We start from the raw sequence: 22,612 nt of genomic DNA on the forward strand, positions 1-22,612 counted from the left end.
AGTTCTGCGTGGACATCGTCGTCAAGGGCCGCAAGACCGAGGTGCCCGAGCGGTTCCGCAAGCACGTGGCCGAGAAGCTGAAGCTGGAGAAGATCCAGAAGCTCGACGGCAAGGTGATCAGCCTCGACGTCGAGGTGTCCAAGGAGCACAACCCGCGGCAGGCCGACAGGTCCGACCGCGTGGAGATCACCCTCCACTCCCGAGGCCCGGTGATCCGGGCGGAAGCGGCCGCAGCCGACCCGTACGCAGCGCTCGACCTCGCGACTGCCAAGCTCGAGGCACGGCTGCGCAAGCAGCACGACAAGCGTCACACCCGTCGTGGCAGCGGGCGTCTCACGGCCGCCGAAGTGCCCGACGCGGTCCGGGGCGTCGCCCGGCTCAACGGGACCGGTGTCGCCGTCATCGACGAGACGCCGGAGACCATTCCCACGACCAGGATGGGCTCGCTCGAGGTACGGGGTGAGGGCCCGCTGATCGTGCGCGAGAAGACCCACACGGCCGCCCCCATGTCACTCGACCAGGCGCTCTACGAGATGGAGCTTGTCGGACACGACTTCTATCTGTTCGTCGACGCGGAGACCAAGCAGCCCAGCGTCGTGTACCGGCGCCACGCCTACGACTACGGCGTCATCCATCTGGAGAACGACCCGCTGGCAGGAGCCGAGGGCCGCGGCGCCGGCGGGGCGCTGGGCGGCTGACCGCCGCGGCCGGGAACCGCCGACCTGCCGACAGCAGGCGCCCGATGCGGCTGACCGTGGCCGAAAAGAACGGCTGAATCCGATCGATTGTGGTGCCCCTGGAGCGCCCCGTGCGCCCCCAGGGGCACCCCTGTGCCACCGAAGGATCACCGCTTCGGTGCCGGGGCATGAAATCATGGCCACGCGTACCAACCGGTCCACCATGGAGCCGGGTTGGTGTGCCGACCATGAACTACAGGCCCCGGCCTGCAGGGGGAGGAACGATGGCGGACAGCTTCGGCCCGGTGCACCACCCGGGCGGCTCCGGCGCCCCGGACTGCGGGGCGGCAGCACACGGCGACTCCGGTGACGGGGGAGGAGGCGCGTCCAGGCCAGAACCGATCAGGGTTCTCGTCGTGGACGACCACGCACTCTTCCGCCGGGGACTCGAGATCGTCCTCGCACAGGAGGAGGACATCCAGGTCGTCGGGGAGGCGGGCGACGGCGCGGAAGCCGTCGACAAGGCCGCCGATCTGCTCCCCGACATCATCCTGATGGACGTACGCATGCCCAAACGAGGCGGCATCGAGGCGTGCACATCCATCAAGGAGGTCGCCCCCAGCGCGAAAATCATCATGCTGACGATCAGCGACGAGGAGGCCGACCTCTACGATGCGATCAAGGCGGGCGCCACCGGCTACCTCCTGAAGGAGATCTCCACCGACGAGGTAGCGACCGCGATCCGGGCCGTCGCTGACGGCCAGTCGCAGATCAGCCCGTCGATGGCCTCCAAGCTGCTCACCGAGTTCAAGTCGATGATCCAGCGCACCGACGACCGCCGCCTCGTCCCGGCGCCCCGGCTCACCGACCGGGAGCTGGAGGTGCTGAAGCTGGTGGCGACCGGGATGAACAACCGGGACATCGCCAAGGAACTGTTCATCTCCGAGAACACCGTGAAGAACCACGTCCGGAACATCCTGGAGAAGCTGCAGCTGCACTCCAGGATGGAGGCGGTCGTGTACGCGATGCGGGAGAAGATCCTCGAGATTCGGTAGCCCGGCCTCAGGACAGGGCGGCGGTCAGGGCCGGGGCCAGGTCGGGGCGGTCTGTGCGCTCGATACGGACCGAGTCGCAGCCCACCCACTCCGCCGCCTCCCGCAGCGCCCCGGCCATCGGGGCTATCGCCTTGGGGCCCGCCAGGGACAGCTGCCTGGCCACCAGCGTCGTGCCCTCGCGGGCCGGGTCGACGCGGCCCAGCAGCCGGCCGCCCGCCAGCAGCGGCATCGCGAAGTAGCCGTGGACCCGCTTCTGCTTCGGGACGTACGCCTCGAGCCGGTGGGTGAAGCCGAAGATCCGCTCCGTGCGGGCCCGCTCCCAGATCAGCGAGTCGAACGGCGACAGCAGCGTCGTACGGTGCCGGCCGCGCGGCTCGGCCGCCAGCGCCGCCGGGTCGGCCCAGGCGGGCTTGTCCCAGCCCTGGACCCGCACCGGTACGAGCCCCGAGTCGGCGGCCACCGCGTCGAACTGCTCGCCCTTGATGCGGTGGTAGTCGGCGATGTCCGCCCGGGTACCCACGCCCAGCGCCTCCCCGGCGAGCCGTACCAGGCGCCGCAGGCACTCGGTGTCGTCCAGCTCGTCATGGAGGAGATCGCCGGGGACGGCGCGCTCCGCCAGGTCGTACACCCGCTTCCAGCCGCGCCGCTCCATGCACACCACCTCGCCGTACATCAGGGCGCGCTCGACGGCGACCTTCGACGCGGACCAGTCCCACCACTCCCCGCCGTTCTTCGCGCCGCCCAGCTCTGTCGCCGTGAGCGGGCCCTCCGCGCGCAGCTGCTCGATCACCGCGTCGTACGCGCCGTCCGGCAGGTCGTGGTGCCACTGCGGGCGCCGCCGGTAGGCGCGGCGGCGGAACGCGAAGTGCGGCCACTCCTCGACCGGCAGGACGCACGCCGCGTGCGACCAGTACTCGAAGGCGTGCTGCTCCGTCCAGTACGCGGCGTCGACCGCCCGGCGGCCGACGGCGCCCAGCCGGGCGTAGGGCACCAGCTCGTGGGAGCGGGCCAGCACGGAGATCGTGTCCAGCTGCACGGCACCGAGCCGGCGCAGCACCCCCCGCACCCCCGCCCGCCGGTCCGGGGCGCCGAGGAACCCCTGGGCGCGAAGCGCTATGCGGCGGGCCTCGTCGGCGGAGAGCTCGGTCGTGGGACGCGGCAGGGTCGTGGTCATGCTCCGCACGATAGAGGCCGCCACTGACACTCCGGCCGGGTGAGCGGACGTACGGGCCCAGCCGCCCGCGGCCTTCGTCGTGGCATCGGGTCCGCCCCCGCGCTCAGCGTTCCGGCGCCGGGACCGGCACGTACGGTGCGGGGCTCGGAAGGCCCAGGTCGGAGGGGAGCAGGGAGGCGAGCCAGCAGTCCCTGCGGGTGCCCCGGTAGTCCAGGCCGGCGCGCAGGACGCCTTCCAGGGTGAAGCCGGCCTTCTCGGCTACCAGGCGTGAGCCGGTGTTGCCGACCTGGGCGCGCCACTCCAGGCGGGTGCAGACGAGGCTGGTGAAGGCCCAGTGGGCGAGGGTCCGGGTGATCTCGGTCGCGTAGCCGTTGCCGCGGTGTTCCTTGACCGTGTAGAAGCCGATCTCCCAGGTGCCGGAGCGCGGGTGGTGGAGGCTGGCGGAGGCGATGAGCGGGCCGCCCTCGCGGGGGCGCGCGGAGAATGTGTACTCGGTGTCGTCGTGCCACGCCCCTGGGACGTACCTGCCGACGAAGTCCTCCGCCTCCTGGAGCCCGTAAGGGGCGGGGAGAGGTATCCAGCGCTGGATGTCGGGGTCCTGGACGGCCGCGCGCACCTCGTCGGCGTCGTCGAGGGTGAAGGTGCGGAGCACCAGGCGCTCGGAGGCGAGTGTGACGGGTTCCATGACGGGATTCTGGTGCGGGTGCGTGCTGGGAACGAACACTTTCGGCGGGAAGGCGGCACCTTCGGCGTGTCCCGTGCGTTCTCCTTGAGGGCGGCGTCCGGGCCCGGCCATCGTCACTCGGAGGTGCGGACCTCCCGGCGGGGTGGGGTCCTCGCTTACGATGACCGTTGCGGTGGGGCCCACCTGCCGTGCCCGTGCCAGTGTCCATGACAAGACCCAGTGCCAGGCCCGACCGGCAAGGAGACCAGCCTCAGTGTCCGTCTTCAACAAGCTCATGCGTGCAGGCGAAGGCAAGATCCTGCGCAAACTGCACCGCATCGCGGACCAGGTCAACTCCATCGAAGAGGACTTCGTCAACCTCTCCGACGCCGAGTTGCGGGCCCTCACCGACGAGTACAAGCAGCGGTACCAGGACGGTGAGAGCCTCGACGACCTGCTCCCGGAGGCCTTCGCCACCGTCCGTGAGGGCGCCAAGCGCGTGCTCGGCCAGCGTCACTACGACGTCCAGCTGATGGGTGGCGCCGCGCTGCACCTCGGGTATGTGGCGGAGATGAAGACCGGTGAGGGCAAGACCCTCGTCGGTACGCTCCCCGCGTATCTGAACGCGCTGTCCGGCAAGGGCGTCCACCTGATCACGGTGAACGACTACCTGGCGGAGCGCGACTCCGAGCTGATGGGCCGGGTGCACAAGTTCCTCGGCCTGTCCGTCGGCTGCATCCTCGCCAACATGTCGCCGGCGCAGCGTCGTGAGCAGTACAACTGCGACATCACGTACGGCACGAACAACGAGTTCGGCTTCGACTACCTCCGCGACAACATGGCGTGGTCCCAGGACGAGCTCGTCCAGCGCGGCCACAACTTCGCCTGTGTCGACGAGGTCGACTCGATCCTCGTCGACGAGGCCCGTACGCCGCTGATCATCTCGGGCCCGGCCGACCAGGCCACCAAGTGGTACGGCGACTTCGCGAAGCTCGTCACGCGCCTCACCAAGGGTGAGCCGGGCAACCCGCTGAAGGGCATCGAGGAGACCGGCGACTACGAGGTCGACGAGAAGAAGCGGACCGTCGGTATCCACGAGTCCGGTGTCGCCAAGGTCGAGGACTGGCTGGGCATCGAGAACCTCTACGAGTCGGTGAACACGCCGCTCGTCGGCTATCTGAACAACGCCATCAAGGCGAAGGAACTGTTCAAGAAGGACAAGGACTACGTCGTCATCGACGGCGAAGTCATGATCGTCGACGAGCACACGGGTCGTATCCTCGCGGGCCGCCGCTACAACGAGGGCATGCACCAGGCGATCGAGGCGAAGGAAGGCGTCCCGATCAAGGACGAGAACCAGACGCTCGCCACGATCACCCTCCAGAACTTCTTCCGCCTCTACGACAAGCTGTCCGGTATGACCGGTACGGCGATGACCGAGGCCGCCGAGTTCCACCAGATCTACAAGCTGGGCGTCGTGCCGATCCCGACGAACCGGCCCATGGTCCGTATGGACCAGTCGGACCTGATCTACCGCACCGAGGTCGCGAAGTTCGCCGCGGTCGTCGACGACATCGCGGAGAAGCACAAGAAGGGCCAGCCGATCCTCGTCGGTACGACGTCGGTCGAGAAGTCCGAGTACCTGTCGCAGCAGCTGTCCAAGCGGGGCGTCCCGCACGAGGTGCTCAACGCGAAGAACCACGAGCGTGAGGCGTCGATCGTCGCCCAGGCCGGCCGCAAGGGCGCCGTGACGGTCGCCACGAACATGGCCGGCCGTGGTACGGACATCAAGCTCGGCGGCAACCCCGACGACCTCGCCGAGGCGGAGCTGCGCCAGCGCGGCCTCGACCCTGTCGAGCACGTGGAGGAGTGGGCCGCGGCCCTGCCCGCCGCGCTGGAGAAGGCCGAGCTGGCCGTCAAGGCCGAGTTCGAGGAGGTCAAGGAGCTCGGCGGGCTGTACGTGCTGGGCACGGAGCGGCACGAGTCGCGGCGTATCGACAACCAGCTCCGTGGCCGTTCCGGCCGGCAGGGCGACCCGGGCGAGTCCCGCTTCTACCTGTCGCTGGGCGACGACCTGATGCGGCTGTTCAAGGCGCAGATGGTCGAGCGCGTCATGGCGATGGCGAATGTGCCGGACGACGTGCCGATCGAGAACAAGATGGTCACGCGCGCGATCGCGTCCGCCCAGTCGCAGGTCGAGCAGCAGAACTTCGAGACGCGTAAGAACGTCCTGAAGTACGACGAGGTCCTCAACCGGCAGCGCGAGGTCATCTACGGCGAGCGCCGCCGAGTCCTGAAGGGCGAGGATCTGCACGAGCAGATCCGCCACTTCATGGACGACACCATCGACGCCTACATCCAGGCCGAGACGGTCGAGGGCTTCGCCGAGGAGTGGGACCTGGAGCGGCTGTGGGGCGCCTTCAGGCAGCTCTACCCGTGCAAGGTCACTATCGAGGAGCTCGAGGAGGCGGCGGGCGACCGCGCCGGGATCACGGCGGAGTTCATCGCCGAGTCCGTGAAGGACGACATCCACGAGCAGTACGACGCCCGCGAGAAGCAGCTCGGCTCGGACATCATGCGCGAGCTGGAGAGGCGGGTCGTCCTGTCGGTGCTCGACCGCAAGTGGCGCGAGCACCTGTACGAGATGGACTATCTCCAGGAGGGCATCGGCCTGCGGGCCATGGCGCAGAAGGACCCGTTGGTCGAGTACCAGCGCGAGGGCTTCGACATGTTCACCGCGATGATGGAGGGCATCAAGGAGGAGTCTGTCGGCTACCTGTTCAACCTGGAGGTCCAGGTCGAGCAGCAGGTCGAGGAGGTCCCGGTGGAGGCGACCGCGAAGCGGCCGTCGCTGGAGAAGGAGGAGGCCGTCCCCGCGGGCGCCGGCCGCCCCGAGATCCGCGCCAAGGGCCTGGACGCCCCACAGCGCCCGAACCGCCTGCACTTCTCGGCGCCCACCGTCGACGGTGAGGGCGGCGTCGTCGAGGGCGACTTCGACAACGCCGGCGGGGCCCGCTCCGCCTCCGGCGACGGCATGACGCGCGCGGAGCGCCGCAAGGCCCAGAAGGGCGGCCGTCGCCGCAAGAAGTAGCCGCCCGGCTCGCCTGCGGGCGAGCGGCGGAGTGACGGGGCCGGTACGCGCGCGATGCGCGTACCGGCCCCGTGGCATGTGTGCGGGCGGCTGTCGGCGGACGCGCTGAGGGGTGCGTCCGGCCGCGTGCGCGTTCTCTGTGCGGCTGCGGTGGTCTTGCTGCCCCGCCCGCCCGCGAGGGCCCGCGAGGGCCCGCGAGGGCCCGTGCGGGGCGCTGCGCTGTACGGCGGCGTTGCCCGTTCGCTGCCCGCACGCGGAGAGGGGTGCCGCCACCGGAGCGGCTCCAGGGGCGGTAGGCGTCACCCGTCGGCGCCGTCGGCGCCGTCGGCTACGCGGGGGCGGGGTGTGGGTGCGGCTCCGGGCCCAGGTCCACGGCCGCGCAGCGCCACCGGCGGTCGGGGCCGAGTTCCAGGCGGAACGCCATGGCACGGACCCGTTCGCCGGCCGCGATACCGGCGTACGCCTCGACGACGCCCGGGCGTAGGGGGGTGCCCTTGCAGTGGCGGAGGACCGGGCGGGTGTGGCGGGTGCCGGTTGGGCGCAGGGGGTTCGCTGGCGCCAGGCGGATGAGTTGCTCGTACGCCTCGCCGACGGTCTGGCCCAGCATCCAGTGCACGGGCCGCTCCCCGGTCAGCACGGCGAGCAGCCGCTCGGCGAACAGGACGTGCGGGGGCGGGACGCGGCCGCTGCGGCCGGGCGTGCCGTGCGCCGCGCCGACGGGTGGGTGTGGCGGCCGTGGCCGTACGGTGCCCGGGCGGGGCTCGCCGGGCGGCCGGGTGTTGCCGGGCCTGGCGCCGCCGCCCGGGCGGCGTGTGTCGCGTCGGCCTCCGGGCCGGCTCGCCGCGCGGGCCGCGTGGGTGGCGGTTGTGGGCGGGAGCGGCCGCTGGTGTCCGGGCGCAGGCCCAGGACCAGGACCAGGACCAGGACCAGGCCCGGGGCCGGGCTCCGGTGCGGGCTCGGGCGCCGCAGCGGGGCGTGCGGCGGGGTCGGCGGGGGCCGGGGGCCGCCGGCCGCCCGTCGTGCGCGTCGGCTCGGCGTACTCGGTGCGGACGGCGGCGGGGGACGTTCTCGGGGTCTCCGCCGCCCGGGCGGCTGTGGCCGAAGTGGTGGACGGCTGCGCGGGCGCCGGCACAGGCGTGGGCGCGGGCGTGGTCGTCATCGTCGTGGTCCTTCCGTCGACCCCGGACTACCGGGAGGTAACTTCGCGGTGGCCAACTTCTACGGGGGCCGCGAGCGGGCCGCAACATGGCGACCGGGCCGTGCCGAAGCCCTGGTGGGATCACCTATCCGGGTGGCGCGGCACCCTTCCCGCGTGGGCGGGGACGGGAGCGGACAGGCCGCGGCCTGGACCCGCAACCGGGCGGACACCGGCCCCCGATGGGGTACCGGCGCACGTATCCTGAGGGTGTCTCCCGACTACGAAAGCGGCCTGTCATGCGCGTGTACGTTCCCCTGACCCTCCCCGGTCTCGCACAGGCGCACAGGACGGGCACCATCGGCACCGGCCCGCTGACCGCGTACGCCGTCACGCCCGGGCTGCGCGAGTGGTACGTCTCCGACGACATCGAGGAGCTGGAGTACGCCGCGCTCAGCCGGGCCGCGGCGGCCTCCCTGCGCCTGCTCGCCGCCGACCCGGACGCCGCGCGCCGCCGCGTGGTCGTCGCCGTGGACGTCCCGGACGGCGACGCGACCGCCGACCCCGACCGGGGCCTCGACCCCTCCTCCGTGGGCGAGGTACGGGTCGCCGGGCCCGTACCACTGGCCAAGGCGGCCGCCGTGCACGCCGACGCCGACGACGCCGAGCCCGACGTCACCGCGGCGGCCGACGTGCTGGGCGCCGCGGACATGGGCGACGACGACGCGCAGTTCGTCGTGGACGGCGCCGAGGACCACGAGCTGCTCTGGTACGGCGTGCAGGAGGTCCCCGGCCTGATCGGCTGAGGTCTGTTGTCGGACCCTGCCGGTACGGTCTTGGTATGGGGAAGCACCGAACGCATCTGGTCTGGGACTGGAACGGGACACTGCTCGACGACATCGGCGCCGTCATCGAGGCGACCAACGCCGCCTTCGAGGAGATAGGTCTGGAGCCGATCACGCTGGCCCGGTACCGGGAGCTGTACTGCGTGCCCGTCCCGCTGTTCTACGAGCGGCTGCTGGGCCGTCTCCCCACGGAGGAGGAGTGGGCCGTCATGGACGGTGCGTTCCACCGGCACTACTGGGCGCGTGCCGACGCCTGCGGGCTGTCCGACGGGGCGGCGGAGCTGCTCGCCGCCGCGCGGGAGCTGGGCCGGACGCAGTCGCTGCTCTCGCTGGCGCCGCACGAGCGCCTGCTGCCGCTGGTGCGGCGACACGGCATCGAGGAGTGGTTCGTCCGCGTCGACGGGCGCCTGGACCGGTCCACCTCCGGCAAGGCCCAGCACATGGTGCGGCACCTGCTGGCCCTGGACGGGGTCGCACCCGAGCGGGTCGTCGTCATCGGGGACGCCGCCGACGACGCGGTCGCGGCCGCGCATGTCGGCGCGAAGGCGGTCCTCTACACGGGCGGCTCCCACAGCCGCGCCAGCCTGGAATCGGTGGGTGTGCCCGTCGTCGACACCCTGGCGGAGGCCGTCCAGGTCGCCGATGACCTGATCACCTGAGCGGCTCCGGCCGTGGCCCCCGCCGTCGGCTCAGCTCACAGGTGCCCGCTCCCGCAGCACACGCAGGAACTCCCGCATCCACGCCGGGTTGTCCGGCCAGCCGCGAGACGAGACCAGGAGCCCGTCCGTCACCACCTCCGCGTCCTGGAAGGTCGCGCCCGCCGCCTGCATGTCCGGTTCCAGCGCCGGGTGCGCCGTGACCCGTCGGCCCTCCAGGGCGCCCAGGACGGCCGTCAGCAGCGGGCCGTGGCAGGTCTGGGCGACCGGCTTGTCCGAGTCGAAGAAGGACTTGACGATCTTGCGAAGCTCGGGGTCGTTGCGGAGGTACTCGGGCGCCCGGCCGCCCGGGATCACCACCGCCGCGTACCGGCTCGGCTCGACCTCCGAGAAGGCCAGGTCGGCCGTGAGCGCGTAGCCGGGCTTCTCGGTGTACGTGTCGTGGCCCGGCTCTACGTCGTGGACGACGAGACGGAGCCGCTTGCGCGCCGGCGCGGCGACGTGCACCTCGTACCCCTCCTCGCGCAGCCGCTGGTACGGGTAGAGGACCTCGAGGGCCTCCGCCGCGTCGCCGGTGACGATCAGGATTCTCGCTGCCATTGGCCTTTCCTCCGGGAGAGAGGGCTCAGAGCGCGCCTGTCGCTGTCCAGACTGTCAAACTTCGGGCTCGTCTTTTGTACACATACAGCCCATGACGGCCGAGGGGTGGAGGGCGATAGCCTAGACCCGTGATCAGCGCTATACGCCGCGGGGGCAGCGGAGCCCCCGGCCAGCGCCCGGTGTGCCACCGTGCCCGGGCGGGCGCTGATCTTTTCTGCCCGGTTCCCCAGCCGCGTACGGCTTCTTCGCCGAGAATGGCCGAGAACGGTCCGGGCGTCTCACATCACGGCACGACGTCCCCCTTGAGCGGATACCCCGCTCCCGGGCGTCGTGTCACACCCTTCACCTACGTCACGCAACGGCGCGCGACAGGAGCCAGAGGACATGCAGACCAAGCTGGACGAAGCCAAGGCCGAGCTGCTCGAACGGGCCGCCCGGGTAGCTGAGAACGAGAGCGGGGACCGGCCCGACCCGGACACCCTGATCGAGTACCTCCAGCGCTACTACCTGCACACCGCTCCCGAGGACCTCAAGGACCGCGATCCGGTCGACATCTTCGGCGCGGCCCTGTCGCACTACCGGCTGGCGGAGAACCGCCCGCAGGGCACGGCCAGCGTCCGGGTGCACACGCCGACCGTCGAGGAGAACGGCTGGACGTGCAGCCACTCCGTCGTCGAGGTGGTCACCGACGACATGCCGTTCCTGGTGGACTCCGTCACCAACGAGCTGTCCCGGCAGAACCGCGGCATCCACCTCGTCATCCACCCGCAGGTCGTCGTCCGCCGTGATGTGACCGGCAGGCTCATCGAGATCATCCCCTCCGGCCCCGGCTCGGTCTCCGGCGGCGGCAGGCCGCACGACGCGCTCGTCGAGTCGTGGATCCACGTCGAGATCGACCGCGAGACCGACCGCGCCGACCTCAAGCAGATCACCGCCGATCTGCTGCGCGTCCTGTCCGACGTCCGCGAGGCCGTCGAGGACTGGGAGAAGATGCGCGACGCGGCCCTCCGCCTCGCCGAGGACCTGCCCGACGAGCCCACCGCCGACGACCTGCGTCCCAGCGAGGTCGAGGAGGCCCGCGAGCTGCTGCGCTGGCTCGCCGACGACCACTTCACCTTCCTCGGCTACCGCGAGTACAACCTCGTCGACGGCGACGCTCTCGCCGCCGTCCCCGGCACCGGCCTCGGTGTGCTCCGCTCCGACCCGCACCACAGCGGCGACGACGCGCACGGCCACCCCGTCTCGCCGTCCTTCAACCGGCTCCCCGCCGACGCCCGCGCCAAGGCCCGTGAGCACAACCTGCTCATCCTCACCAAGGCCAACAGCCGCGCCACCGTCCACCGGCCGTCCTACCTGGACTACATCGGCGTCAAGAAGTTCGACGCCGCCGGCAATGTGGTCGGTGAGCGGCGGTTCCTCGGGCTGTTCTCGTCCGCCGCCTACACCGAGTCCGTCCGGCGCGTGCCCGTCATCCGCCGCAAGGTCGCCGAGGTCCTCGACGCCGCCGGCTTCTCGCCCAACAGCCACGACGGCCGCGACCTGCTGCAGATCCTGGAGACGTACCCGCGCGACGAGCTGTTCCAGACGCCCGTCGACCAGCTGCTCTCCATCGTCACCAGCGTCCTGTACCTCCAGGAACGCCGCCGGCTCCGCCTCTACCTGCGCCAGGACGAGTACGGGCGCTACTACTCCGCGCTCGTCTACCTGCCGCGCGACCGGTTCAACACCACCGTCCGCGAGCGGCTGACCGACATCCTCAAGGAGGAGCTCGGCGGCACCAGCGTCGACTTCACCGCCTGGAACACCGAGTCGGTCCTCTCCCGCCTCCACTTCGTCGTCCGCGTCCCGCAGGGCACCACCCTCACCCCGCTCACCGACGCCGACGTCGACCGCGTCGAGGCCCGGCTCGCCGAGGCCGCCCGGTCCTGGGTCGACGGCTTCGCCGAGGCGCTCAACGCCGAGACCGGCGAGGAACGCGCCGCCGAGCTGATGCGCCGTTACGGCAACGCCTTCCCCGAGGGCTACAAGGCCGACCACCCGCCGCGCTCCGCCGTCGCCGACGTCGTCCAGCTGGAGCAGCTCACCAAGGGCGGCGAGGACTTCGCGCTCTCCCTGTACGAGCCGGTCGGCGCCGCCCCCGGCGAGCGCCGGTTCAAGATCTACAAGTCGGGCGCCCAGGTCTCCCTGTCCGCCGTGCTGCCCGTGCTGAACCGGCTCGGCGTCGAGGTCGTCGACGAGCGGCCGTACGAGCTGCGCTGCGCCGACCGCACCCACGCCTGGATCTACGACTTCGGCCTGCGCATGCCCACCGCCACCGGCGGCGGCGACTACCTCGGCGACGACGCCCGCGAGCGCTTCCAGGAGGCATTCGCCGCCTCCTGGACCGGCCAGGCCGAGAACGACGGCTTCAACGCCCTCGTCCTCAGCGCCGGGCTGGGCTGGCGGCAGGCGATGGTGCTGCGCGCCTACGCCAAGTACCTGCGCCAGGCCGGTTCGACGTTCAGCCAGGACTACATGGAGGACACCCTCCGAAACAACGTCCACACCACCCGGCTGCTCGTCTCCCTCTTCGAGGCGCGTATGTCGCCGGAGCGCCAGCGGGCCGGCACCGAGCTGACCGACGGGCTCCTGGAGGAGCTCGACGGCGCGCTCGACCAGGTCGCCTCGCTCGACGAGGACCGCATCCTGCGCTCCTTCCTCACCGTCATCAAGGCGACCCTGCGCACCAACTTCTTCCAGAAGGACGCGGAGGGCCGGCCGCACGCCTATGTGTCGATGAAGTTCGACCCGCAGGCCATCCCCGACCTGCCGGCGCCGCGTCCCGCGTTCGAGATCTGGGTGTACTCGCCGCGGGTCGAGGGCGTCCACCTGCGGTTCGGCAAGGTCGCGCGCGGTGGTCTGCGCTGGTCCGACCGGCGTGAGGACTTCCGTACGGAGATCCTCGGCCTGGTCAAGGCGCAGATGGTGAAGAACACCGTCATCGTCCCGGTCGGCGCCAAGGGCGGCTTCGTCGCCAAGCACCTGCCCGACCCGTCCGTCGACCGTGACGCGTGGCTCGCCGAGGGCGTCGCCTGCTACCGCACGTTCATCTCCGCGCTCCTCGACATCACCGACAACCTGGTCGCGGGCGAGGTCGTGCCGCCCGCCGGCGTCGTCCGCCACGACGAGGACGACACCTACCTCGTCGTCGCCGCCGACAAGGGCACCGCGACGTTCTCCGACATCGCCAACGAGGTCGCCGTCGGGTACGGCTTCTGGCTCGGCGACGCCTTCGCTTCCGGCGGCTCCGCCGGATACGACCACAAGGGCATGGGCATCACCGCGCGCGGCGCCTGGGAGTCCGTCAAGCGGCACTTCCGGGAGCTCGGCCACGACACGCAGACGGAGGACTTCACGGTCGTCGGCGTGGGCGACATGTCCGGTGACGTGTTCGGCAACGGCATGCTGCTCAGCGAGCACATCCGGCTCGTCGCGGCCTTCGACCACCGGCACATCTTCATCGACCCGGACCCGGACGCGGCCGTCTCGTACGCCGAGCGCCGCCGTCTGTTCGAGCTGCCCCGCAGCTCCTGGGCCGACTACGACACCGAGCTGCTCTCCCCGGGCGGCGGCATCCACCCGCGCAGCGCCAAGTCCATCCCCGTCAACGCGCACGTGCGGGCCGCCCTCGGCATCGCGGACGGCGTCACCAAGCTGACCCCCGCCGAGCTGATGAAGGCCATCCTCAAGTCCCCCGTGGACCTGCTGTGGAACGGCGGCATCGGTACGTACGTCAAGGCGTCCACCGAGTCGCACGCCGACGTCGGCGACAAGGCGAACGACGCCATCCGCGTCGACGGCCAGCAGCTCCGCGTCAAGGTCGTCGGCGAGGGAGGCAACCTCGGCCTCACCCAGCTCGGCCGTATCGAGTTCGCCCGCAAGGGCGGCCCCGGCGGCACGGGCGGCAAGGTCAACACCGACGCCATCGACAACAGCGCCGGCGTGGACACCTCCGACCACGAGGTGAACATCAAGATCCTGCTGAACGGGCTGGTCGCCGACGGCGACATGACCGTCAAGCAGCGCAACAAGATCCTCGCCGAGATGACCGACGAGGTCGGCGCGCTGGTGCTGCGCAACAACTACGCGCAGAACGTGGCCCTCGCCAACGCCGTCCGCCAGTCGCCGTCGCTCCTCCACGCCCACCAGCGGTTCATGCGCCGCCTGGGCCGCGAGGGCGCTCTCGACCGGTCCCTGGAGTTCCTGCCCCACGACCGGCAGATCCGCGAACTGCTCAACGCGGGCAAGGGGCTGAGCCAGCCCGAGCTTGCGGTGCTGCTCGCCTACACGAAGATCACGGTGGCGGAGGAGCTGATCACCACCGGCCTGCCGGACGACCCGTACCTGCGGAGCCTGCTCCACGCGTACTTCCCGACGAAGCTCCGCGAGGAGTTCCCCGAGCAGGTCGACGGCCACCCCCTGCGCCGCGAGATCATCACCACGGTCCTGGTCAACGACACCGTCAACACCGGCGGCTCCACGTTCCTGCACCGGCTCCGCGAGGAGACCGGCGCGTCGATCGAGGAGATCGTCCGGGCGCAGGCCGCCGCCCGCGCCATCTTCGGGCTCGGCGCGGTCTGGGACGCCGTCGAGGCCCTCGACAACCAGGTCGCCGCCGACGTCCAGACCCGGATCCGGCTCCACTCCCGCCGCCTCGTCGAACGCGGTACGCGCTGGCTGCTCAACAACCGGCCGCAGCCGCTGGAGCTCGCCTCGACGATCGACTTCTTCGCCGAGCGGGTCGAGCGGGTCTGGGGCGAGCTGCCGAAGCTGCTGCGCGGCGCCGACCTCGACTGGTACGAGGGCCTGGTCACCGAGCTGACCGGGGCGGGCGTCCCTCAGGAGCTGGCCGCACGGGTCGCCGGGTTCTCGTCGGCGTTCCCGACGCTTGACATCGTCGCGATCGCGGACCGCACCGGCAAGGAGGCGCTCGCCGTCGCCGAGGTCTACTACGATCTCGCGGACCGGCTGCGGATCACGCAGCTGATGGACCGGATCATCGAGCTGCCGCGCGCCGACCGCTGGCAGTCCATGGCCCGCGCCGCCATCCGCGAGGACCTGTACGCGGCGCACGCCGCGCTCACCGCCGACGTGCTGTCCGCGGGCAACGGTTCGCTGTCGCCCGGTGAGCGGTTCGCGGACTGGGAGCGCAAGAACGCCTCCCTGCTGACCCGGGCGCGGACGACGCTGGAGGAGATCCAGAGCTCGGACGCCTTCGACCTGGCGAACCTGTCGGTGGCCATGCGGACGATGCGGACGCTGCTGCGCACGCACAGCTAGTACGGGGACGCCCCACAAGGGGCGTGGGACGAGTACGCAGCACAGGGGCGCCCGCCGCGACACGCGGTGGGCGCCCCGCCGCGTCTCACGGCACCCGCAGCACGTCCGGCGCCGACTCTTCCCACAGCAGTCGGCACGACAGCAGCGCCGCCAGCACCAGCAGCCCGTTACGGGCCAGCAGCACCGCGCACCCCAGCGGCGTGACCATCAGCACGTCGACGTAGAGCAGCGGGTACGCGAGCGCCGTCAGCGCGGCGGCCGGCAGCAGGAGCATCGCGACCGGGCGCTGTGTGGTGTTCCGGAACGTCAGGCACACCGCCGCCAGCCCGAGCAGCCACACCAGGTACTGGGGGCTGATCACCCGGCTGGTCACCGTGCACAGCAGGACGGCCATGAGCGCCGCGTCCGCGGGCGTGGCGTCCGACCAGTGGAGCGACCGCACCCGCCAGAGCATCAGCCACACCAGCACCGCCCCGGTCAGCACCAGCGAGGCGAACACCACGACCCCGACGTGCGGGCCGGTGAACTCGAACGCCCCGTACCGGTACACGACCTGGCCTGGCCATCCGGCCAGGTGCGCCAGCGACAGCAGGGTGCCGCCGACCGACTCGACCTGCACCCCCCGGTTGCCCTGGTGGCGCAGGAAGTCCAGGGTGTGCGGGAACGCCAGGGCCAGAGCGGCCGCCCCGCCCGCCGTGGTGACCAGCGCGGACGTCCACGACCTGCGCGTGGTGAGCCCCCGGGGCGTGCCCAGGAGGGTGAGCGCCGGCCAGCCCTTGGCGAGGGCGCCGAGCCCGGCCAGCGCGCCGCCCGCCCGCAGTCTGCCCGCCCGTAGGGCGAGGAGGGCGCCCACGGCCAGGGCGGTGACCTGGACGTCGTACCGGGCGAGCGGGATGTGCAGCAGCAGGGGCAGGCCGCCGGTCCAGTACCAGGCGCCGTGTTCGCCCGCCCTGGCCAGGGCGAGCATCACCGCCGCGTCCGCCACCAGGGCGAGGCCGACGAACGCCTGGAAGTACGTGAGGCCGGGCACCAGGCCGGGGGCGAGGAGCACCAGGGCGGCGCCGGGCGGGTACTGCCAGGTGGCGTCGCCGGCCGGGAGGGCGCCGTGGGCGAGCTGCTCGTACCAGTGCTGGTAGAGGATGTGGACCTCGCGGCCGACACCGCCGATGCCGAGCGTGTCGTGCGCCAGCAGCCACAGCATCCCGGCGCGGCTGAGGGCCCAGACGGCGAGGAGGGGAAGGAGGCCCGGGCGGTGCCGCTCGCGGAAGCGGAGGCGGTGGCGCCGGGTACGCGGTGTGCTGAGCCGGTACGTCGTCATCCCCGCGCACTCTAGTCCGCTATGGGGTGGTTTGCCTGATATTGACGTCTTCGGGGTGACAGGCTCCGGGACGCTGTCCGCGGGGCGGCCGGCGGTGACTAGCGGGTGTGGCGTTCGTACGCCGTGACGACCTCGTCCGACGGGCCGTCCAGCAGGATCTGCCCCGACTCCAGCCAGATCGCCCGGTCGCAGGTCTCCCGGATCGTCGAGTTGCTGTGGCTGACCAGGAAGACCGTGCCGGCCTCGGCGCGCAGCTCGTTGATGCGCTCCTGGCTGCGCCGCCGGAACGCCGCGTCACCCGTGGCCAGTGCCTCGTCGATGAGGAGTACGTCGTGGGACCGGGCGGCGGCGATGGAGAAGCGCAGCCGGGCGCCCATGCCGGACGAGTACGTGCGCATCGGCAGCGAGACGAAGTCGCCCTTCTCGTTGATGCCGGAGAAGTCGACGATCCGCTGGTAGCGGTCCTTGATCTCGGCGCGCGTCATGCCCATCGCGAGCCCGCCGAGCACGACGTTCCGCTCGCCCGTCAGATCGCCCATCAGGGCGGCGTTCACGCCGAGGAGGCTCGGCTGGCCCTGCGTGTAGATGCGGCCCCGGCTGGGCGGCAGCAGCCCGGCGACCGCCTTCAGCAGGGTGGACTTGCCGGAGCCGTTGGTGCCGATGAGCCCGATGGCCTCGCCCTTGTACGCGGCGAAGCTCACGCCCTTGACGGCGTGCACCGTACGGGTGCCGGGCGCGGCCTTCCCGCGCGCCAGGATCCGCCCGAGCGCCGAGCCGGCGCCGCCCTTCGCCCGGCCGCCCGCACCCTGCACGGTGTAGGTCACATGGACGCCGTCGACGACGACGGTCGGAACGCGTTCAGCCACGGCCGTATGTCTCCTCTGCCTGCCAGAAGTAGATGAACCCGCCCACGAAGGCGGCCAGTGCCCAGCCCGCCGCCGCGGCCCACGCATGGGGCGGCAGCTGCGCGGCGGTGAAGCTGTCGATGAGCGCGGAGCGCATCAGGTCGATGTAGAGGGCGGCCGGGTTGTACTGGAGCGCCGTGGCGACCGCCTGCGGCAGGTCCCGGTCCGCGAGGATGTGCTGGAGGCTCCACATCACGCCCGACGCGTACATCCAGGTCCGCAGCACGAACGGCATCAGCTGCGCGACGTCGGGCGTTCGGGCGGCGACCCGCGCCATGGCGAGCGACACGCCCGTGTTGAAGAGTGCCTGAAGCGTCAGCGCCGGGACCGCGAGCAGCCAGGACGCGCCCGGCGGGACGCCGAAGCCCAGCAGGATGACGACGAGCGCGGCCAGTGAGAACACCAGCTGCTGGAGCTGCTGCAGCGAGAGCGCCACGGGCAGGCTCGCGCGCGGGAAGTGCAGCGCGCGGACGAGTCCGAGGTTGCCGCTGACGGCACGGGTGCCGGCCATGATCGAGCTGGCTGTGAAGGTCCAGATGAAGACACCCGTCACCAGGAACGGGACGAAGTCCTCGACATGGGAGCGGGTGTCCATCAGGACGCCGAAGACGAAGTAGTACACCGCCGCGTTCAGCAACGGCGTCATCACCTGCCACAGCTGCCCCAGCTTCGCCTGGCTGTACTGCGCGGTGAGGCGGGCGGTCGCGAACGCGGTGATGAAGTGCCGCCTCGACCAGAGCTGCCGCATGTACCGGGGGAGGGGCGGCCGGGCGCCGCTGACGGTCAGACCGTGGCGCAGGGCGAGGGCCCGGAGGTCCTCGTGCCCGTGGGGGAGGGGTGCGGGGGAGGGTGCCTGTGCGGCGGGTGCCTGTGCGGCCTGCGCCGGGGCGGCGAGGCGGTCTGCCGCGGGCGGTGGCGCGATCGTGCTGCTCGCAGGACTCACCGTGCGCTCCCCTTTCGTCGGGACGGACCCGTATCGTCGCTACGCCGACATTAGGACGCCCCTGCGTCGGAACGCAACCGTCCCGTCGTGACGTGGGCGTCGCGCTATGATCCCGGGCATGACGCCACCGCCCCCCGGAACCCCCCGCCGCGCCCCCGCGGGAGCCGCCGTGCTCCGGGAGGACGTGACCGAAGCGATCCGCGCGGCCGTCTTCGAGGAGCTGGCGGCGGTGGGGTTCGCGCGTATGTCGATCGAGGGCATCGCCCGTCGGGCCGGTGTCGGGAAGACCGCCGTGTACCGGCGCTGGAAGTCCAAGCTGTCGCTGGTGCTCGACCTGCTGGGCGCGTTCGCCGCGCAGGGGCTGCCGGCGCCCGCGACCGGGTCCTTGTACGGGGATGTGCGCGCCCTCCTGGAGGTCGCCTCGCACGCCCTGCGCCACCCCGTCGCGTCGCAGGTCATCCCCGATCTGCTGGTGGAGGCGGCGCGGCAGCCGGAGATCGCCGAGGCGGTGCGGGGTGCTCTGCTGGACGGTCAGCAGGGGGTGGTCGCGCAGGTCGTGCGGGACGCGGTGGCGCGCGGTGAGCTGCCGGAGGGCACCCGGCCCGACCGGGCGCTCGACCTGGTGGTCGGGCCCTTGTACTGGCGCCTCGTCGTGGTCCGCGACCCCGAGCTTCCTACGGGCTACCTCGACGACCTGGCCAAGTCCGCGGTAGCGGCGCTCACCGCCTGAACGCGACCTCCCGCGCCCCTGTCAACGCGCGCCGCGGCCCCGGTGGGTACGGAACGGACCGGGGCGCGGTGTCCGCGGCGGTACGGGACCGACGGGCCGGCGGCGCGGGGGTCGGTTCCACTTCCAGCGCGTGTGTCACTGCTGTCACCGCGCTCGCCGCGCATCACCCGAACGGAGGTGTCTTCGGTGACGTGATGCCGCTCGACCGGTTGAGTCTGCCGACACGAAAGGACGGTGGCCACAGTGCGAGAGCTGAGCATCGAAGGCGCATGGGTGAGGGAGCCGCAGGTCTTCGCGGACGACCGGGGAACGTTCCACGAGTGGTTCCGGGCGCCCGACCTGGCGGAAGCCGCCGGATACGGGCTCGGGCTCGCCCAGGCGAACTGCTCCGTGTCCAGTCGCGGCACGCTGCGGGGCGTGCACTACGCCGACGTGCCGCCCGGGCAGGCCAAGTACGTCACCTGTGTGCGGGGTGCCGTGCTCGACGTCGTCGTCGATCTGCGGGAGGGATCGCCCACCTACCGCGCCTGGGAGGCCGTACGCCTCGACGACCGCGAGCGCCGCGCGCTCCACCTCGCCGAGGGGCTGGGGCACGCCTTCATGGCGCTCACCGACGACGCCACCGTCGTCCACCTCTGCTCCCGCGGCTACGCCCCCGCCCGCGAGCACGGCATCCATCCCCTCGACCCGGACCTGGCCATCGACTGGCCCCCGGGCATCACCCCGATCCTGTCCGACAAGGACGCCGCGGCCCCCACGCTCGCCGAGGCGGAACGCGGGGGCCTGCTGCCGTCCTACGAGGTGTGCCGCGACTGGTACGCCACCCTGAAGGGCCTCAGCCCCGCTCGGCGCTGACCAGCGAGGGGAACGCCGCCGCCAGCGCGTCCCGCCAGTCGCGCGGCGGCTCGAGCCCCGCCTCGTGCCAGCGGTCGTGCCCCAGCACGCTGTACGCGGGGCGCGCCGCCGGCCGGGGGAACGCCGTACCGGGCGTCGCCCGGACCCGCTCCGGGGCGGCGCCCAGCAGCCGGAACGTCTCGCGGGCCAGCTCGTACCAGGTGGCGTCGCCGCCGCTCGAGCCGTGGTACACGCCGGCGGGCGCCCGCCCGGCCGTCGCTGCCCGGCCCAGCGCCCGCAGCCGGTCCGCCAGGTCGGCCGTCCATGTCGGCTGGCCGCGCTGGTCGTCGACGACCGCCACGCTCTCCCGGGTCGACTCCGCGCGGATCATCGTGCGGACGAAGTTCCCCCCGCCGCCGCCGTACAGCCACGCCGTCCGGACCACGTAGCCGCGCTCGGGCAGCAGCTCGAGGACCGCCCGCTCGCCCGTCAGCTTCGTCCGGCCGTACGCGGTGCGCGGGCCCGGCAGGGCGTCCTCCGCATACGGCACGCACGCGTCGCCGCCGAAGACGTAGTCGGTCGAGACGTGCAGCAGCAGGCAGCCGACGTCGGCGCACGCCTCCGCCAGATAGCGCACCGCCGTGCCGTTGACCAGCAGGGCCTCCCGCTCCCTGGACTCCGCCGCGTCGACCGCCGTCCAGGCCGCGCAGTTCACCACCACCGCCGGGCGGTGCGCCTGGAGTACCGCGCGCACCGCGACCGGGTCCGTGACGTCCAGCGCCCGCCGGTCCAGGCCCACGGCGCGCGCGCCCAGCCGGGCCACGACGTCCCGGCCGAGCAGCCCGCCCGCGCCGGTGACCAGCCACCGCTTCCGCACCCGCGTCACCGCCCGGCCCGCCCCGGCAGCGGCTCCCACCAGGAGCGGTTGTCCCGGTACCAGGCGATGGTCGCGGCGAGCCCGGTCGCGAAGTCCGTACGCGGCCGGTAGCCCAGCTCGGCGCGGATCTTCGAGTCGTCCAGCGCGTACCGCCGGTCGTGGCCCTCGCGGTCGGCGACGTGATCGACGCGGGACCAGTCGGCGCCGCAGGCGGCCGGCAGGAAGTCGGTCAGCCGGCGGTTGCTCAGTTCCGTGCCGCCGCCGATGTGGTGGATCTCGCCGGGCCTGCCCTGGGTCCGTACCCGCTCGATGCCCGCGACATGGTCGTCGACGTGCAGCCAGTCGCGGATCTGCGAGCCGTCCCCGTACAGCGGCACCCGGCCGCCCGTCAGCAGCCGTGTCACGAACAGCGGGACGACCTTCTCCGGGGACTGGTACGGGCCGTAGCCGCTGGAGCAGCGCGTCACCCGCACGTCCAGGCCGTGCGTACGGTGGTAGGAGAGCGCGAGCAGGTCGGCGGCGGCCTTCGTCGCCGCGAACGGGGAGTCGGGCCGCGGCGGCTCGTCCTCGGTCGGGGCGCCCGCGTCGACCGACCCGTACACCTCGTCCGTGGAGATCTGCACGAACCTGCGGAGCCTGTTCCGCAGCGCCGCGTCAAGGAGGGTCTGTGTGCCGAGGACGTTCGTCCGGACGAACGCGTCGGCGCCCGCGATGGACCGGTCGACATGGGACTCGGCCGCGAAGTGCACTACCTCGTCGTGCTCCGAGACCAGCTTCCCGACGAGTTCGGCGTCGCAGACGTCGCCGCGTACGAAGGCGAAGCGGGGGTCGGCGAGGACGGGGTCGAGGCTGGCGGGGTTGCCGGCGCAGGTGAGCCGGTCGAGGACGGTGACCTCGGTACGGGCGGCCTCCGTACCGGTACAGGGGGCGGCCAGGAGCGTACGGACGTAGTGCGAGCCGATGAAGCCCGCGCCGCCGGTGACCAGGATGCGCGTCACGGTGTTCATGCTGAGATCTGCACCTTGCTGTGATCGCCGAGCACCGGACGGTGGGCGGCCGGGATGGGCGGAGCCGGGGTGATCTCGACGTTACGGCCGATCAGGGATGCCTCGACGCGCCCCACGCCGAGCGGGGACGACCCGCTGGGCACGATGGAGTACCCGATGCCGCTGTCCGTCACCCGGTGGTTCCCCGCGATGGACTGACCTGATTCTGGGACCTGAGCGGAACCGACACGCGGAGCGCGCGAACAAGAGGCGGGCTCTGAAGGACAGTTGAACGCCACGAATTTAGTCGCGCCTTGGTCCATATGTGTGATTCATGAATTCACTCGTGCGCCCATGGCAGGCGTTCTGTGAACTCCATTGCGGATTAAGTGTGTTAATCGGTGCTTCGCTCATCGCATGTGCGTTGCTACGTTCGTCGATCATGTACGGACGAATGTCGCCTCTGCCCCGGGACGCGCGGAAAGCGCGGATTGTCGACCTGAGCGTCGCGGCGCTCGCGTTTCCCGCCGGGATGCTGCTCGCCGCCGCCACCCGAGGCCCCGCTGACGTGCGGTTCTTCTATGGATTCGGGTGTGTCGTCGCCCTGGCGGGGCCCGTGCGTATCCACGCCGAGCCGCTCCCGCACCCGCCGGTCCACAACCATCCGCCACTGACGGGCTGGATGCTCCTCGGCATGGAAAAAAACACGGGTTCGGTGTGCCGTTCGCCCCCGTGATCCGATTTCCGGCGTGTCTCGCGGGCGATCGTCGCGGGGCAGCACATCCCCGTCCAGGACATCCTCA

The 22,612-nt window shown here is 71.7% G+C and carries 18 protein-coding genes and 1 pseudogene; 9 read left to right on the plus strand and 10 right to left on the minus strand.

Annotated features, from left to right (window positions below; translation table 11 throughout):
- The first annotated feature begins 8 nt into the window (after positions 1–8).
- The gene (gene hpf, locus FVS66_RS15165) at positions 9–698 is read left to right on the plus strand and encodes a ribosome hibernation-promoting factor, HPF/YfiA family (RefSeq protein WP_149181732.1); all 690 of its coding nucleotides are present in this window, start codon (positions 9–11) and stop codon (positions 696–698) included.
- 263 nt (positions 699–961) lie between these two features.
- Positions 962–1,732, plus strand: coding sequence for a response regulator transcription factor (locus tag FVS66_RS15170; protein ID WP_187645536.1), 771 nt, complete (start codon positions 962–964; stop codon positions 1,730–1,732).
- Positions 1,733–1,739: 7 nt separating this feature from the next.
- Here FVS66_RS15170 and FVS66_RS15175 read toward each other — a convergent pair whose 3' ends face one another.
- Complete coding sequence (locus FVS66_RS15175; RefSeq protein ID WP_149181734.1) at positions 1,740–2,906, minus strand: winged helix-turn-helix domain-containing protein; 1,167 nt, start codon at positions 2,904–2,906, stop codon at positions 1,740–1,742.
- Positions 2,907–3,009: 103 nt separating this feature from the next.
- Complete coding sequence (locus FVS66_RS15180; RefSeq protein ID WP_149181735.1) at positions 3,010–3,591, minus strand: GNAT family N-acetyltransferase; 582 nt, start codon at positions 3,589–3,591, stop codon at positions 3,010–3,012.
- A 253-nt stretch (positions 3,592–3,844) separates the two neighbouring features.
- Between FVS66_RS15180 and secA the strand changes: the two genes are divergently transcribed.
- Entirely contained in the window at positions 3,845–6,661 is a 2,817-nt protein-coding gene (secA, locus tag FVS66_RS15185) for a preprotein translocase subunit SecA (protein WP_149181736.1), read from the plus strand.
- Between the two features lie 328 nt (positions 6,662–6,989).
- Here the strand turns inward: secA and FVS66_RS36825 are convergent, their stop codons facing one another.
- The gene (locus tag FVS66_RS36825; RefSeq protein WP_222946934.1) at positions 6,990–7,820 is read right to left on the minus strand and encodes an Rv3235 family protein; all 831 of its coding nucleotides are present in this window, start codon (positions 7,818–7,820) and stop codon (positions 6,990–6,992) included.
- A gap of 275 nt (positions 7,821–8,095) precedes the next feature.
- On the opposite strand from FVS66_RS36825, the gene FVS66_RS15195 reads away from it, so the two are divergent.
- Positions 8,096–8,602 carry a DUF6912 family protein gene (locus tag FVS66_RS15195; RefSeq protein WP_149181737.1) on the plus strand — a complete coding sequence of 169 codons (507 nt, stop codon included), beginning with the start codon at positions 8,096–8,098 and terminating at the stop codon, positions 8,600–8,602.
- A 35-nt stretch (positions 8,603–8,637) separates the two neighbouring features.
- On the plus strand, positions 8,638–9,300 hold the full coding sequence (locus tag FVS66_RS15200) for an HAD family hydrolase (RefSeq protein ID WP_149181738.1): 663 nt from the start codon (positions 8,638–8,640) through the stop codon (positions 9,298–9,300).
- 30 nt (positions 9,301–9,330) lie between these two features.
- Here the strand turns inward: FVS66_RS15200 and FVS66_RS15205 are convergent, their stop codons facing one another.
- Positions 9,331–9,897, minus strand: a complete 567-nt coding sequence (locus tag FVS66_RS15205) for a DJ-1/PfpI family protein (protein ID WP_149181739.1) — start codon at positions 9,895–9,897, stop codon at positions 9,331–9,333.
- A 384-nt stretch (positions 9,898–10,281) separates the two neighbouring features.
- On the opposite strand from FVS66_RS15205, the gene FVS66_RS15210 reads away from it, so the two are divergent.
- The gene (locus tag FVS66_RS15210; protein ID WP_149181740.1) at positions 10,282–15,216 is read left to right on the plus strand and encodes an NAD-glutamate dehydrogenase; all 4,935 of its coding nucleotides are present in this window, start codon (positions 10,282–10,284) and stop codon (positions 15,214–15,216) included.
- Positions 15,217–15,301: 85 nt separating this feature from the next.
- Here the strand turns inward: FVS66_RS15210 and FVS66_RS15215 are convergent, their stop codons facing one another.
- The 3 genes from FVS66_RS15215 to FVS66_RS15225 form a co-directional block, all read right to left on the minus strand.
- Entirely contained in the window at positions 15,302–16,534 is a 1,233-nt protein-coding gene (locus tag FVS66_RS15215) for a glycosyltransferase 87 family protein (protein ID WP_149181741.1), read from the minus strand.
- Positions 16,535–16,632: 98 nt separating this feature from the next.
- Entirely contained in the window at positions 16,633–17,400 is a 768-nt protein-coding gene (locus FVS66_RS15220; RefSeq protein WP_262387010.1) for an ABC transporter ATP-binding protein, read from the minus strand.
- On the minus strand, positions 17,393–18,382 hold the full coding sequence (locus tag FVS66_RS15225; RefSeq protein ID WP_399225603.1) for an ABC transporter permease: 990 nt from the start codon (positions 18,380–18,382) through the stop codon (positions 17,393–17,395). Before FVS66_RS15225 ends, FVS66_RS15220 begins: the two co-directional genes overlap by 8 nt.
- 106 nt (positions 18,383–18,488) lie before the next feature.
- Here FVS66_RS15225 and FVS66_RS15230 point away from each other — a divergent pair, with 106 nt between their 5' ends.
- Both FVS66_RS15230 and FVS66_RS15235 read left to right on the plus strand, forming a co-directional pair.
- Complete coding sequence (locus tag FVS66_RS15230; RefSeq protein ID WP_149181743.1) at positions 18,489–19,112, plus strand: TetR/AcrR family transcriptional regulator; 624 nt, start codon at positions 18,489–18,491, stop codon at positions 19,110–19,112.
- Between the two features lie 243 nt (positions 19,113–19,355).
- The gene (locus FVS66_RS15235) at positions 19,356–19,967 is read left to right on the plus strand and encodes a dTDP-4-dehydrorhamnose 3,5-epimerase (protein ID WP_149181766.1); all 612 of its coding nucleotides are present in this window, start codon (positions 19,356–19,358) and stop codon (positions 19,965–19,967) included.
- Here the strand turns inward: FVS66_RS15235 and rfbD are convergent.
- The 3 genes and pseudogenes from rfbD to FVS66_RS15250 form a co-directional block, all read right to left on the minus strand.
- A complete protein-coding gene (gene rfbD, locus FVS66_RS15240) occupies positions 19,948–20,823 on the minus strand; it encodes a dTDP-4-dehydrorhamnose reductase (protein WP_149181765.1) in 876 nt (291 codons plus the stop codon). The genes FVS66_RS15235 and rfbD overlap by 20 nt on opposite strands.
- Before the next feature lie 5 nt (positions 20,824–20,828).
- Complete coding sequence (gene rfbB / locus FVS66_RS15245; RefSeq protein WP_149181744.1) at positions 20,829–21,830, minus strand: dTDP-glucose 4,6-dehydratase; 1,002 nt, start codon at positions 21,828–21,830, stop codon at positions 20,829–20,831.
- Positions 21,827–22,006 (minus strand): annotated as a pseudogene (locus FVS66_RS15250) (glucose-1-phosphate thymidylyltransferase); the annotation flags it as partial. The gene rfbB and the pseudogene FVS66_RS15250, both read right to left, overlap by 4 nt.
- 245 nt (positions 22,007–22,251) lie before the next feature.
- On the opposite strand from FVS66_RS15250, the gene FVS66_RS15255 reads away from it, so the two are divergent.
- A complete protein-coding gene (locus tag FVS66_RS15255; protein WP_149181745.1) occupies positions 22,252–22,545 on the plus strand; it encodes a hypothetical protein in 294 nt (97 codons plus the stop codon).
- Positions 22,546–22,612: the final 67 nt, after the last annotated feature.

Source organism: Streptomyces sp. TRM49041 (assembly GCF_008271805.1).
In the GTDB taxonomy this organism is placed as follows: domain Bacteria; phylum Actinomycetota; class Actinomycetes; order Streptomycetales; family Streptomycetaceae; genus Streptomyces.

Bases quoted from the DNA above. Each gene is read 5' to 3' on its own strand.
- FVS66_RS15200 (WP_149181738.1), top strand. From the start codon at position 8,638: ATGGGGAAGCACCGAACGCATCTGGTCTGGGACTGGAACGGGACACTG.
- FVS66_RS15175 (WP_149181734.1), bottom strand. From the start codon at position 2,906: ATGACCACGACCCTGCCGCGTCCCACGACCGAGCTCTCCGCCGACGAG.
- FVS66_RS15215 (WP_149181741.1), bottom strand. From the start codon at position 16,534: ATGACGACGTACCGGCTCAGCACACCGCGTACCCGGCGCCACCGCCTC.
- rfbB (WP_149181744.1), bottom strand. From the start codon at position 21,830: ATGAACACCGTGACGCGCATCCTGGTCACCGGCGGCGCGGGCTTCATC.
- FVS66_RS15255 (WP_149181745.1), top strand. From the start codon at position 22,252: ATGTACGGACGAATGTCGCCTCTGCCCCGGGACGCGCGGAAAGCGCGG.
- FVS66_RS15180 (WP_149181735.1), bottom strand. From the start codon at position 3,591: ATGGAACCCGTCACACTCGCCTCCGAGCGCCTGGTGCTCCGCACCTTC.
- FVS66_RS36825 (WP_222946934.1), bottom strand. From the start codon at position 7,820: ATGACGACCACGCCCGCGCCCACGCCTGTGCCGGCGCCCGCGCAGCCG.
- FVS66_RS15170 (WP_187645536.1), top strand. From the start codon at position 962: ATGGCGGACAGCTTCGGCCCGGTGCACCACCCGGGCGGCTCCGGCGCC.
- FVS66_RS15210 (WP_149181740.1), top strand. From the start codon at position 10,282: ATGCAGACCAAGCTGGACGAAGCCAAGGCCGAGCTGCTCGAACGGGCC.
- FVS66_RS15195 (WP_149181737.1), top strand. From the start codon at position 8,096: ATGCGCGTGTACGTTCCCCTGACCCTCCCCGGTCTCGCACAGGCGCAC.
- FVS66_RS15205 (WP_149181739.1), bottom strand. From the start codon at position 9,897: ATGGCAGCGAGAATCCTGATCGTCACCGGCGACGCGGCGGAGGCCCTC.
- FVS66_RS15230 (WP_149181743.1), top strand. From the start codon at position 18,489: ATGATCCCGGGCATGACGCCACCGCCCCCCGGAACCCCCCGCCGCGCC.